The organism is Herbaspirillum sp. NPDC087042 (assembly GCF_044745245.1).
Classification (GTDB): Bacteria; Pseudomonadota; Gammaproteobacteria; order Burkholderiales; family Burkholderiaceae_D; genus Herbaspirillum.
The window spans coordinates 197,804-209,860 of the sequence record NZ_JBIUZW010000001.1; the positions used below are offsets into that span (position 1 = coordinate 197,804).

The window sequence follows — 12,057 nt, forward strand, 5'->3', positions numbered from 1 at the left end:
GTCGTGACGACGTGCTTTGATTAGAGGTGGCAATCGGGATGTACTTATGAAATCGAATCATGAATCTTCATCTACCTGCCAGCCGCCTCCCAAGGCGCGCACCAATTGCACTGAGGCGCGCAATTGTCGTGTTTCCATCTGGAGTTCACTGCGACGAGACTGCAAATGGGCTGTCTGAGCGGTCACGACTTCCAGATAGCTCGCCGCCCCCTGGCGATAGCGCGTATCGGCGTGGTACAGGGCGTTTCCGGCAGCCAGCGCTGCCAGTTTTTCTGCTTGCGCGGCTTGTCCGTAGCGATCCAGCAAGGCCAACTGGTCTTCGACTTGGGCAAAGGCCGTCAGCACAATCGACCGATATTGCTGTCCGGCCTCATCCAACGCACCTTCGGCCTGCTCAACTTGTGCCTGGCGGCGTCCTCCATCGAACAGGCTCATGGCCAGGCCCGGACCGATGGCCCAAAACAGATTGGGCATCTCGGCAAAGCGCGCCAGGTCGCTGCTTTGCCAGCCTGCTTGCGTTCCCAGTACCAGGGAAGGGAAGAAAGCCGTCTTGGCCGCCCCCACGGTAGCGCCCGCCGCGACGACTCGCATCTGCGCCGCGACGATATCGGGGCGGCGTTGTAGCAGTGTCGAGGGAAGACCGGTCGGGATGGAGGGAATTCGCGGTGGCATCGCGCGTGGACGTGGTGTTACCGAAAATGACGATGCACTTTCGCCAATCATGACCGCCAGGGCATGCTCCAGTACCGCGCGCTGGGCTTGGCTCTGATTGAGCTGGGAGCGTGTTGCTTCAAGCTGGTTCTGCGCACGCGCCAAATCCAGGCCGGATGCAATTCCCTCATTGTGGCGCCTCTGAATCAGCGCCAAGGCATCGAGATAGGCTTCTTGCGTTTGACCGATGAGCCATATCTCGTCATCCACGCCGCGAAGGGCGAACAAGGTATCCGCCAGCTGTGCCTGCAGCGACAGCCTTGCCGCCGCAAGATCGGCCTTGGCAGCCCCCTGGCGCGCCAGTCCCGCGTCGACTTCCCGTGCAATGCGCCCCCAGAGGTCAACTTCGTAGGAAAAATTGAAACTCAAGCTGCCGTTGTTGTACTCATCCGGAGAGCCTGCGCCCCGTAGCGGGCGCAACGCCGATTGCCGGTTTCGTTGCACACTGACGCCCGCGTCCAGGCTTGGCATCTGGGCCGAACGCGTGAGGTCGGTAGCAGCCCTGGCTTGCCGATAACGCGCCAGGGCGCTCGCCAGGTCCGGGCTGTTGGCAAGCAGCCGTGACTCCAGCTGATCAAGCTCGTCATCACCATAAATGATCCACCAGTGATGCGAGGAGATCCGGACCGACGCGTTATCTGATGCCACGGCGGTGCCTTCCCGGAAGGCCGCAGCAGTCGGGATGGCGGGAAGGGAGGGGTTGTGCACCTGTGCACAACCGGCCAGGACGAGGCTTGCCAGTAGCAGCGCATGTGCGTTTGCACGGTTCATCGAGTCGTCCTTCCTGCACCGTCCTGCGCAGCAATACGTACGCGATCACCGTTGGCCAGGCCATCCGGCGGACTGTTGATGATGCGCTCGTCCTTGCCAATACCGGCAAGCTCGATGGCATTTCCCAGGTCTCGGACGATACTGACCTTCTTGAGCACGACCTTGTCCTTGGTATCCAAGGTCGCGATCTGCGCTCCATCACGGCCCAGGATCAAGGCAGCAGGCGGGATACTCAATGTTCCGCTGTCACGCTCGGCCGGCAGACGTAAAGTGGCATAGCCGCCCGGAAGCAACTTCCCGTCGGGGTTGTCGACACTCAATTGAACCAGCATCGTGCCCGAGACACTGGATATGGCGCCGGAACTGCTTCTCACCACCGCCTCGAAAGTCTTGCCCGGCTGTTCAGGAACAAGCAATTGCGCTTTTAAACCCGGGCTAAATTGCGCCGCCTGCCGTTGCGGGACATTGACGTAGACCCGTAGGCGATGGATATCCGAAACGACAAACAGCTCCGACCCGGAAGACCCGCCAACACTGATCAAGGCACCGACATCCGTGTTGCGGGTCGTCACCACGCCATCGAAGGGGGCCGTCAAGCGGGCATAGCGCTTGAGCGCGCCGATTCGCTCCACATTGGCCTGCATGGCATGTACTGCCGATTGCTTGGCGGCCAGGTCGCCGCTCTTTTCGTCGGCTTCCTGGCGAGAAACGGAGTCCGATTTAAGCAGCGCCTGCCAGCGTTGTGCCGTGCTCGCTGCCAATTCAACATTGCTGCGTGCCGTAGCCAGCTCTGCCTTGGCCTGCAGCAATTGCTGGTCGAGATCCGGTGTTTCAATTTCGGCCAGTAATTGGCCGGATTTCACCGTAGTTCCGATATCGGCCTTCCATTGCTTCAGATATCCGGGGACTCGTGCATAGATTGGTGCCCGCGACCACGGCTCGATACGCGCGGGGAGCTCGATGGACGCCCCGACGATATCAGCCGGGGTGACCAACGCCACCGTAGGAACAGTCTGGGAGGCGGCGGTTTCATTGAGTTGTTCGGCCTGGAGCCGCCGGCTGGCCAGGCCTGCCGCAACCACGACGGCTGCCACGCCTATCAGTCCGATCCCGAGGAACCGATGACTGCGCTTCATATTGGATTTAGCTTGCATGTTGTGGAACTCCGGAAACAGGTTGTGACGAGGTATCGGGATTGCGACGGACATAGTTCCGGTGCGCGAGACTGAACACCACTGGTACAAAAACGAGCGTGGCGATAGTGGCGAAGAGCAGCCCGCCAATCACGGCACGACCCAGGGGCGCGTTCTGTTCGCCGCCTTCACCTAGTCCTAGTGCCATTGGCAGCATGCCGATCATCATTGCCAATGCCGTCATGAGAACCGGGCGAAAGCGTACGAACCCGGCTTCCATTGCGGCCGCCGTGGCGTCGCCCAGTTCTTCGAGTCGTTCCCGGGCAAAGCTGATGACCAGTACGCTGTTGGCTGTTGCCACTCCCATGCACATGATGGCGCCGGTCAACGCCGGAACGGACAAGCTCGTGTTGGTGGCAAACAGCATCCAGACGATCCCAGCCAGTGCGGCTGGCAAGGCAGACACAATGACCGCAGGATCAAGCCAGGACTGGAAATTGATCACGATCAGCATGTAAATCAGCACGACTGCCCCAAGAAGCCCAAACATCAGGCCCGAAAATGCGCGCTCCATCGTCCGTACCTGGCCAAGCATCTGTACGCTCGATCCTTTGGGGACATCGGCTTGGGTATCGTCGATGAGCTTGCGGATATCAGCAGCAACTGCGCCCAAATCACGACCTTGCGTGGTGGCATGGATTTGCACCATGGTCTGCACGTCATACTGGCTGATCAGCGCACTGCCATTGCCGCGTTGGAGGCTTGCGATGCCGCCGACCGTCGTCAGGCCGCTTTGTACCGTCGAACCGATCGGCAAGTTGGAGAGGGCGGCCAAGGAGTCAAGCTGGTACTGCGGCGTCTGCATCACGATCGGATAACTCACGCCGTTAGCGGGATTGAGCCAGAAGGTCGGTGCCACCTGGCTGCTGCCAGCCAGATTGACCACCATATTGCTGGTGACATCGCGGGTTGTCATGCCCAGCAACTGGGCTTGGGTACGATCCAGGTTGACGTTGATGACCGGCGCCTTGTTGGACTGTTGAATGCGGGCATCTGCCACGCCAGGCAGGGCGCGGACACGCTTGAGCAACTGCTGGGCATAAGCATAGTTCGCGTCGATCGCATTGCCCCGCACTTGTATGTCGATCGGTGCCGGAGCGCCGAAGTTGAGAATCTGGCTGACGATATCCGCCGGCGGGAAGGAGAACGTGGTATCAGGGAACTCTCTGGGCAGCACCTCGCGCAACTGTCTTACATAGTCTCCAGTCGGCTTGTGCCCCTCGCGCAAAGCGATCTGGAAGTCGCCGTCCTGGGAGCCCATGACACCTGTGTTGTTGTAGGTCAGGTTGATGCTGCTGCCCGGCAGGCCAATATTGTCAACCATCGTGGAGATCTCCTGTGCCGGGATGACGCGCCGCACCGCCTGCTCGATACGACTGAAACGTGTTGCGGTTTCCTCGACGCGGGTACCTACCGGAACACGCACATGCATCAGGATTTGGCCGGAATCGACAGAGGGAAAGAAGTTGCTGCCGATGAAAGGCAATAACAGGAACGACAGTGCCACCACACACAGGAAGCCGACGATGAAGCGCGGGCGATTTTCCAGCGCCAGTGCCAAAATGCTTCGGTAGCCTAGCCGCAGATGCTCAAAGTGGATCTCGAACTGCTGTTGGAATCGAACCAGTGGGTTGCGGGATGGTGTCCTGCGCGGATCAGGCTCCGCGTGGGGGCGTAGCAGATAGTTGGCCATGGTCGGCACCAACGTACGGGAAAGAACAAAGGAACAGATCATCGCGAAAATGACCGCCTCCGCCATTGGCACGAAGAGGAAGCGTGATACGCCTTCCAGGAAGAACATCGGGATGAAGACAATGCAAATGCACAGCAGAGAAACGAACGCAGGCGTAACGATCTGGCGTGCCCCGTCCAGGATGGCGGTCTCGACGTCCTTGCCTTGCTCCAGATGCCAGTTGATATTCTCAATGGTCACGGTGGCGTCATCGACCAGAATCCCTACTGCGAGTGCTAGTCCGCCCAAGGTCATCAGGTTGAGCGTTTCCCCTGTGGCGGCCAGGGCAATAAGGGCGCCGAGGATGGACAGGGGGATGGAGACTGCGATGATGATGGTTGAGCGCCAACTTCCCAGAAACAGCAGGATCATGACGCTTGTCAGCGCCGCGGCAATAGCACCTTCAAAGGCCACCCCCTTGATCGCTGCGCGTACAAATACCGACTGGTCGTTGATCGGTACGACATTGAGCGCATCTGGCAGGCTGGCCTTGAGGCCCGCCACTTTTGCCCGAATACCGTCAACGATCGCCACAGTCGAAGCGGATCCGTTCTTGAGCACGGTCATCAACACCGAGCGACCTCCATCGACATGGACGATATTCGTCTGCGGCGCATTGCCGTCATGAACGTCTGCTACGTCCCGCAGGTAGATGGTGGTCCCGTTGACGACCTTGATCGGCAACTTGCCGAGATCGTCAATGGCAGAAGGCGCGCTGTTGACCTGGATGGTGTATTCGAGGCTATCGATCTTTTGAGTCCCTACCGGAATCAGCACGTTTTGCGCCGCCAGCGCGTTGGCGACGTCCTGGGACGACAAGCCGCGTGCCTGTAGGGCTGCCGGATTGACGTCAACCTGGACTTGCCGCTGTTTGCCACCATATGGCAGGGGAATCGCCGCCCCCGCCACGGTAGTCAAGGGCGTGCGGACCGTATTCATGCCCAGGTCGAATAGTTGCTGCTCAGAGAGTCCTTTTCCGGACAGTGCCAACTGCAGGATAGGAACCGTCGCGGCGTTGTAGTTGAGGATCAGCGGCGGCGTGATGCCAGCGGGCATCTGGCGCAACATGGTTTGCGACACGGCCGTCACCTGCGCATTGGCGACGGCAATATTGACGCCCGGCTGAAAAAAGATCTTGACGACGCTGATGCCGGGGTAGGTGTTGGCCTCGATATGTTCGATGTCGTTGACCGCGGTGGTCAGCACCCGTTGAAACAAAGTCGAAATCCGTCCCGACATTTGGTCAGTAGGCAGGCCGGTATATTGCCAGGCGACCGCAATGACTGGCATGCGAATCTCCGGAAAGATATCCGTTGGAGTTCGCATAGCGACGATCGGGCCCACAATGAGCAGCATCAACGCCATGACGACAAACGTATAGGGGCGCCGCAAGGCGACCCGTACAGCACCGATGAGCAAAGTAATCTCCAGTGAAGGTGAATAGGGCAGCCTCCGAGGGAAATCCGGACCGCTGCGGTTACTGATTTGGTATTGGCGAAGACGGGAGCTCAGTCCCGTTTAATTGATGTAGCGCGGGCAGGGGATGCCCGGCAAGAGCTTGCGCGGCATTTTTCTTCTGCATTGCACCAGGTGCATGTTAAGTGGTGTTACTCGCTTTGATTAGCCATTACAATGTGCATGATCTTATGAATGGAGATCATGAATGGCTCGGGAAAACTATAACGACTTGCTTGCTTTTCTCGCCATCGCACGAGAAGGGAGCTTTACGCGTGCGGCCGCGCAGTTGGGGGTCTCGCAATCCGCTTTGAGCCATACCATACGGGCGCTTGAAGCGAGACTCGGTGTGAGGTTGCTGACGCGTACCACACGCAGTGTCTCGGTGACCGAAGCGGGGGAACGCCTGATGGAGACTATTGGCCCCCGTTTTGAGGAAATCGAGGCCGAACTTGCCGCTCTTGGCCTGCTCAAGGACAAGCCCGCGGGAACCATCCGGCTGACTGCGGCCGAGCACGCCGCCAATACGGTGCTATGGCCAAGGCTGATTCAGCTTACCGCAGACTATCCCGAAATCAATGTGGAAATATGCGTAGACTACGGCCTTACCGATATCGTTGCTGGTCGCTACGACGCGGGAGTGCGCTTGGGCGACCAAGTCGAGAAAGACATGATCGCAGTACGCATCGGGCCAGATCTGAGAATGGCAGTCGTGGGCAGTGAAGAGTATTTCGCAGGAAGGTCGCGGCCGCAGTCACCAAGCGATCTGGCTCAACACAAATGCGTCAATCTGCGACTGCCAACACATGGTGGGCTCATGGCCTGGGAGTTTGAGCGCGATGGACATCTCGTCAAGGCGCGCGTCGAAGGGCAGTGGACGTTCAACAGCAGCAGCCCAATCCTGCGTGCAGCTCTTTCGGGGTTCGGACTGGCATATCTCCCCGAAGACATGGTGGCGCCACATGTGCAGTCTGGCGCGCTCAAGCGCGTCATGAGGAATTGGACCCCGACATTCCCGGGTTATCACCTTTACTACGCGAGTCGCCGCCATTCTTCGCCGGCTTTCAGTTTACTGGTGGAAGCATTGAGGTATCAGTTACCAGACAAAAGCTAAGAGGAGGGGATGCCTTGATTGATGAGCGTTTTTCATAAGTTTATGCGGCTTTAGGGCCTTAATTTGTACCATATGCTGTTTTAGCATAGCCACCGGCAATCGGTCAGTTGCTATCCGGTTGTCTCATCAGGCGCTGGCTCGTACCGACCGAAGCAACAACTTCGGGGCTTGCACATGGCGCGTGAAAATTTCAATGATCTGCTGGTTTTCCTTGTAGTAGCGCGTGAACGCAGCTTCACCCGTGCGGCAGGGCAACTTGGCATTTCGCAATCCGCGCTGAGTCACACGGTGCGTGCCCTCGAAGAACGGCTAGGCGTCCGTTTGCTGACGCGCACCACGCGCAGCGTATCTCCGACCGAGGTTGGTGAACGTTTGCTCAAGAGCATCGGGCCACGTTTTGACCAGATCGATAGCGAAATTACTGCCTTGGCAGATTATCGCGACAGGCCTGCCGGCAAGATACGACTCAACTCCAGCGAACATGCGGCACGCAGCATTCTTCGCCCCTGCCTTGAACGCCTGCTACCCGTTTATCCGGACATCAAGGCCGAAGTCGTGGTGGACTACAGCCTGGTTGATATTGTGGCGGAACGCTACGACGCCGGCATCCGTCTTGGCGACCAGCTTGCCAAGGACATGATCGCCACGCGTATAGGGCCCGATATCAGATTGACCATCGTCGGCTCCCCCGAATACCTCTCTCGCTGGGGTGTCCCACGCGAGCCCCAGGATCTGCTGCAACACAATTGCATCAACTTGCGCCTTCCTACCGCCGGGTGCTTCTATGCCTGGGAATTGAAGAAGGATGAACGCGCACTGCAGGTAAGGGTGGATGGACAACTCGCGTTCAATAGCATCTATCAGATACATGAAGCCGCCTTGGCCGGCCTCGGCCTGGCATTTCTGCCTGACGATCTTGCGTTGCCATATGTCCGATCGGGCCATCTCTGTTTTGTGATGGAAGACTGGGTGCAAACCTTCTCAGGATTTCATATCTATTATCCGAATCGGCGCCAATCTGGGGCGCTACGTCTGCTGATCGACGCCCTGAGGTATGACAAGGAGATCACGCCAATAACACTCCGCAAGACGGAAGTCTTCCAGGCTGCAGGGACAGGTCATGACATCGGGAGCTAGGCATGGATACATTTGAGTGGATTTTGGTGATGCTGCTCGTCGCGGCAATTCTGGCGGAAATCGCTCGCCGAATCAGTGCCCCTTATCCAACCTTATTGGCTCTGGGCGGGGTGGGCGTCGCCTTTTTACCTGGCAGTCCTCAATGGGTTCTCGATCCGCAACTAGCCCTTGCGCTCTTCGTGGCACCCGTTCTGCTGGACTCCGCATACGATACGTCACTACGCGACTTGCGTGCATACTGGCGTCCCATCGCGGGCTTGGTCTTCGCAGGTGTCGTGACCACCGTGATTGGCGTGGCGTTTGTCTGCAGATGGCTGGTCCCCGAGATGTCTTGGCCGGTTGCGATCGCGCTGGGCGCTATCGTAGCGCCACCTGACGCTGCCGCCGCCACCGCAATCATGCGTCAGGTGGGATTGCCACACCGCCTGCTTAGCATTCTTGAAGGCGAAAGCCTGTTGAATGACGCGAGTGCTCTCTTTATTTATCGCTTGGCAATGATGGCCGTCGCTACGGGAACGCTGGGCTTTCAGGATTATTTGCCGGTCTTTCTTCTGACGGTATTGGGCAGTGTCGCAGCAGGTATCGCTCTGGCGTTTTTGCTTGGACCGATCATGCGTATTCCCAAACATGTCCCGACTTCTCTGATCCTGCAGTTCTGCAGCACGTTCGGGATCTGGATCCTGGCCGAAAGGATCGGGCTTTCCGGAATTCTCACCATCGTTGCTTTTGCAATGACAATGGCCCGACGTGGCGGGCCTCAGATGCCGCCACAGATGCGCGTGCCGATCCTTGCCGTGTGGGAGGCCGTCGTCTTTCTTCTTAATGCACTTGCCTTTGTTCTCATCGGGATGCAACTCAAGCCAATTTGGACACGGTTGGGAAGCGACCCGGCCAGGCTCGACGCGATTGTCGTTGCCATTGTCGTCGTCGCCGTGGCTATTGGCACACGGTTCCTATGGGTGATGCTGTACAGCGCAATCGAAATTCGTCGAGTCAAGGGGAAGGGAGATGCGGCAGATAACAAGGGCGCGTGGCGCGCCGGAATTGTCGTGTCATGGTCCGGGATGCGCGGAATCGTTACTCTGGCAGCGGCTTTTTCTGTTCCGCACGTTCTCTCCGACGGCAGTGAATTTCCGCACCGGGACCTCATTCTTCTATGCGCATTTTCCGTTGTCTTTGGAACTCTGGTTCTGCAGGGGATGACGATGAGGCGCGTCATCCGACTGATGAAACTCCCCGAAGACAATATGGTGGCCAAAGAAGTCAGGGCGGGGCGGATATCCATCTATCAATCGCTGATCGAGGCAATCGGCGCGGACAACTCCCTGCATGGAAAGCTCCTGAGAAAGCAGTACCACGCAGCCCTTGAGTTCAACGAGGAGTCCACCTCCGTGAATGCAATGAGATTTCTTCCAGACAGCAGTCTCAGGAGAAACGGCATAGCCGCTGCCCGAGAGAAATTGATATCGATGAGAGAGCAGGGTCTGATCGGAGACCAGGCATATAGAACCTTGGTTCAGGAACTGGATTGGGCGGAGCTTTCTATCGGCGAGGCAGGGTGATCGTGTTCCTGGCTTTCGCCATTGATGCAGGGACTGTTCGGCGCTTTCAATGTGGATCGCCGGGGCGCCGGCTCGTTTGAATAAGCTTCTCGATACGCGCCAGGTCGCTCAAGGTATCAATATCCATCACGATACCGTCGTCCTCCATCGGCATGTCGCATACGAGACCTTGCGAACGGTACCACTCAACAACTGGCTTCGCGCCGGATTCACCGTTCAATTGCAGCAGCCGGCCCTGGCACTCTTTGCGAAAGCCCACCGGATGACCGGGTATGGCGTGGCGGCGCGGTACCACAACTGCATGCTCCAGTAGTTGTGCGGCGACATGCTGCAAGCTCTGGGGCTGTATCAGCGGCAAGTCGGCGGGCAGAATCAACCATCCATCAGCCGAGGCGGTAGCGCTGACTCCTGCTGCAACCGATGCCCCCATCCCACCTTCGACGCCGGTAACCAGATGCCACGTCAGGCCACTGGCGGCGACCGATTCCAGTACATGCTCGATGACAGCCTTTCCCGCCAGGGCGGCATGAAGCTTGTTTAGCTTGCCGCCCGACGCAGTAAAGCGATGACCCGCGCCGGAGGCTAGGACCAGTACCACCGGTTTTCCGACTGCCAGGGCAGGTGTCATCAGGAAGATCCCGTCAATTGGCGGACGATGCGATAGCGTCCAGATCATCCAGAACATGCTGAGGTTCGTTCTGAACAGGCATGTTGCTGCTATCTCGTACCGCATCAAGATGGCCTGGCACATCAGCGGCCAGCGCTGAGAATAGCGATCCTAGATCGGATTGTGCGGGGCCGTTCCCGGCTACCAGCTCAAAGGTCTTTCCTGCGGCGGCATCCATGGTAAGCGAAGCAAGCAATACCTGCGCAATTTGCTCACGGGAAACCACGCCATCACTCGGGTCGCCTGCGTGACGCTTGTCACCCTGGAGAAATTCGAGCTTGTGCTGATGCTCATCGTTGTAGTCGAACCAGCCAGGACGAACAATCGTGTAGGGAAGACCGCTCGCGCGAACCAGTCGTTCACCGCGACGCTTCCAGTCATGTGCTTCTGTAGCACGGTTATATTGCCCGGTACGGTTTGTCACACCAATCGACGTCATCAGTGCAATGCGAACGGGACGTCCTGCGAGCGCCAGCAAAGTGTTTCGTACCGCGCCGTAATCGACACTGCGTGCTCCCGTCTTTCCCGATCCGTCAGATCCGTGAGTAAAGACAATGGCATCGACGCCTGCAACTGCCGTCAACAAGGCACTGATGTTCGACACATCGCCTTGGGTCAACATGACCTGCGGTGGGAGTACTCGCTGAGCCTTGGAGGGAGTCCGCGACAGCGCCTTGACCACGAAGCCCGCCTTGAGCGCCTGCGATACGACGAGCCGACCAACACTGCCAGTTGCACCAATGACGAGAATGGTTTTGATGTCAGATGTCATCACCGTGGATTCCATCTCTAGTGTTGCGGCGCCAGCTCGCCGAACCAATACGACGAAGTGACGCCACCATCCATCAGGAAATCGCTACCGGTGATGAAGGCACCATCTGCCCCCATCAGCAATGCCGCAACAGAACCGACTTCGTCAGGCGTGCCGGCACGGCCAGCAGGGCTTAGCTCCAGCATGCGGCGATAACCTTCCGCGCGTGGCCCCCGCAGTTCATCGTTGGCCAGCGGCGTCATGATGATGCCGGGACTGATCGTGTTCACGCGCGCACCACGCTTTCCCCAACGGACTGCTTCGGCCATTACGCGCAGCGAATTGCCGCGTTTGGAAAGCTGATACGCATTCAGGGAATCTGTGACGACCTCGGGGGCAAGAAAAGGCAACGCCAACAATTCTTCGGTGGGGGTCGTCGCCAGCGCCTTGCTGTGCTCAATCGATAAAGGGCCAAGGCGATGGCCGGACTGCGAGGCAATGACGACGCAAGAACCGCCGCGGGCGATGACGTTGCCGAATTCTTCAAGAATGAGGGCGGTGCCATACAGATCTACCTTCAGGATGGCCTGTGGCGATGCCTGTGACGGGGAAACGCCTGCAGCATGGATGACTCCGAATACATTGCCCATCGAACTGGCTTGGCGGACAAGCGCCTGGATCGATGCTCTTGACGAGATGTCGACACTGGCCACTTCGGTTTCAAAGCCAGCATTGGAGAGCACTTCGGCCGCCATTTTCGCGTTCTCGATATGGATATCTGCCAACAGTACCTTTTTCCCGGCGCTCACCCGGCGGGCAATCGCCTGGCCGATAGACCCCGGACCAATGACCACGATGACGTCGTTCATGACTTCCTCCTCATTCAATTTGGGATGAGGGACATCCTAGCGCCTGAGGACACTGTTGATTAGTCACATGAAACTGCATGAACCTATGCGATCAG

Annotated in this window: 9 protein-coding genes; 3 read left to right on the plus strand and 6 right to left on the minus strand. The window is 58.2% G+C overall.

Annotated elements, in window-relative coordinates; translation table 11 throughout:
* Positions 1-57: 57 nt before the first annotated feature.
* Genes ACIPHN_RS00870 through ACIPHN_RS00880 form a run of 3 tightly spaced genes read right to left on the minus strand, consistent with a single transcriptional unit; the run spans position 58 to position 5,772 of the window.
* On the minus strand, positions 58-1,482 hold the full coding sequence (locus ACIPHN_RS00870; RefSeq protein WP_400431384.1) for an efflux transporter outer membrane subunit: 1,425 nt from the start codon (positions 1,480-1,482) through the stop codon (positions 58-60).
* Positions 1,479-2,636, minus strand: coding sequence for an efflux RND transporter periplasmic adaptor subunit (locus ACIPHN_RS00875; protein WP_400431386.1), 1,158 nt, complete (start codon positions 2,634-2,636; stop codon positions 1,479-1,481). The genes ACIPHN_RS00870 and ACIPHN_RS00875 overlap by 4 nt, the downstream gene beginning before the upstream one ends.
* Positions 2,626-5,772: an efflux RND transporter permease subunit gene (locus tag ACIPHN_RS00880; protein ID WP_400433122.1), complete on the minus strand. Its 3,147-nt coding sequence runs from the start codon at positions 5,770-5,772 to the stop codon at positions 2,626-2,628. The genes ACIPHN_RS00875 and ACIPHN_RS00880 overlap by 11 nt, the downstream gene beginning before the upstream one ends.
* A 298-nt stretch (positions 5,773-6,070) precedes the next feature.
* On the opposite strand from ACIPHN_RS00880, the gene ACIPHN_RS00885 reads away from it, so the two are divergent.
* The 3 genes from ACIPHN_RS00885 to ACIPHN_RS00895 all read left to right on the plus strand — a co-directional run bounded on the left by ACIPHN_RS00885 (position 6,071) and on the right by ACIPHN_RS00895 (position 9,675).
* A complete protein-coding gene (locus ACIPHN_RS00885; RefSeq protein WP_400431388.1) occupies positions 6,071-6,976 on the plus strand; it encodes a LysR family transcriptional regulator in 906 nt (301 codons plus the stop codon).
* Between the two features lie 174 nt (positions 6,977-7,150).
* Entirely contained in the window at positions 7,151-8,113 is a 963-nt protein-coding gene (locus tag ACIPHN_RS00890) for a LysR family transcriptional regulator (protein ID WP_400431391.1), read from the plus strand.
* Positions 8,114-8,115: 2 nt separating this feature from the next.
* On the plus strand, positions 8,116-9,675 hold the full coding sequence (locus tag ACIPHN_RS00895) for a cation:proton antiporter (RefSeq protein WP_400431394.1): 1,560 nt from the start codon (positions 8,116-8,118) through the stop codon (positions 9,673-9,675).
* Between the two features lie 46 nt (positions 9,676-9,721).
* Here the strand turns inward: ACIPHN_RS00895 and ACIPHN_RS00900 are convergent, their stop codons facing one another.
* From ACIPHN_RS00900 to ACIPHN_RS00910, 3 genes are read right to left on the minus strand one after another with little or no spacing between them, the layout of a single operon-like run.
* Positions 9,722-10,360, minus strand: a complete 639-nt coding sequence (locus ACIPHN_RS00900) for an NTP transferase domain-containing protein (protein WP_400431397.1) — start codon at positions 10,358-10,360, stop codon at positions 9,722-9,724.
* Complete coding sequence (locus ACIPHN_RS00905; protein WP_400431400.1) at positions 10,317-11,114, minus strand: SDR family oxidoreductase; 798 nt, start codon at positions 11,112-11,114, stop codon at positions 10,317-10,319. The genes ACIPHN_RS00900 and ACIPHN_RS00905 overlap by 44 nt, the downstream gene beginning before the upstream one ends.
* 17 nt (positions 11,115-11,131) lie before the next feature.
* Positions 11,132-11,962 carry an SDR family oxidoreductase gene (locus ACIPHN_RS00910; RefSeq protein WP_400431402.1) on the minus strand — a complete coding sequence of 277 codons (831 nt, stop codon included), beginning with the start codon at positions 11,960-11,962 and terminating at the stop codon, positions 11,132-11,134.
* Positions 11,963-12,057: the final 95 nt, after the last annotated feature.

Coding starts and splice junctions, on each gene's coding strand:
- ACIPHN_RS00880 (WP_400433122.1), bottom strand. CDS start 5,772: ATGGCGTTGATGCTGCTCATTGTGGGCCCGATCGTCGCTATGCGAACT.
- ACIPHN_RS00895 (WP_400431394.1), top strand. CDS start 8,116: ATGGATACATTTGAGTGGATTTTGGTGATGCTGCTCGTCGCGGCAATT.
- ACIPHN_RS00885 (WP_400431388.1), top strand. CDS start 6,071: ATGGCTCGGGAAAACTATAACGACTTGCTTGCTTTTCTCGCCATCGCA.
- ACIPHN_RS00905 (WP_400431400.1), bottom strand. CDS start 11,114: ATGACATCTGACATCAAAACCATTCTCGTCATTGGTGCAACTGGCAGT.
- ACIPHN_RS00900 (WP_400431397.1), bottom strand. CDS start 10,360: ATGTTCTGGATGATCTGGACGCTATCGCATCGTCCGCCAATTGACGGG.
- ACIPHN_RS00910 (WP_400431402.1), bottom strand. CDS start 11,962: ATGAACGACGTCATCGTGGTCATTGGTCCGGGGTCTATCGGCCAGGCG.
- ACIPHN_RS00875 (WP_400431386.1), bottom strand. CDS start 2,636: ATGCAAGCTAAATCCAATATGAAGCGCAGTCATCGGTTCCTCGGGATC.
- ACIPHN_RS00870 (WP_400431384.1), bottom strand. CDS start 1,482: ATGAACCGTGCAAACGCACATGCGCTGCTACTGGCAAGCCTCGTCCTG.
- ACIPHN_RS00890 (WP_400431391.1), top strand. CDS start 7,151: ATGGCGCGTGAAAATTTCAATGATCTGCTGGTTTTCCTTGTAGTAGCG.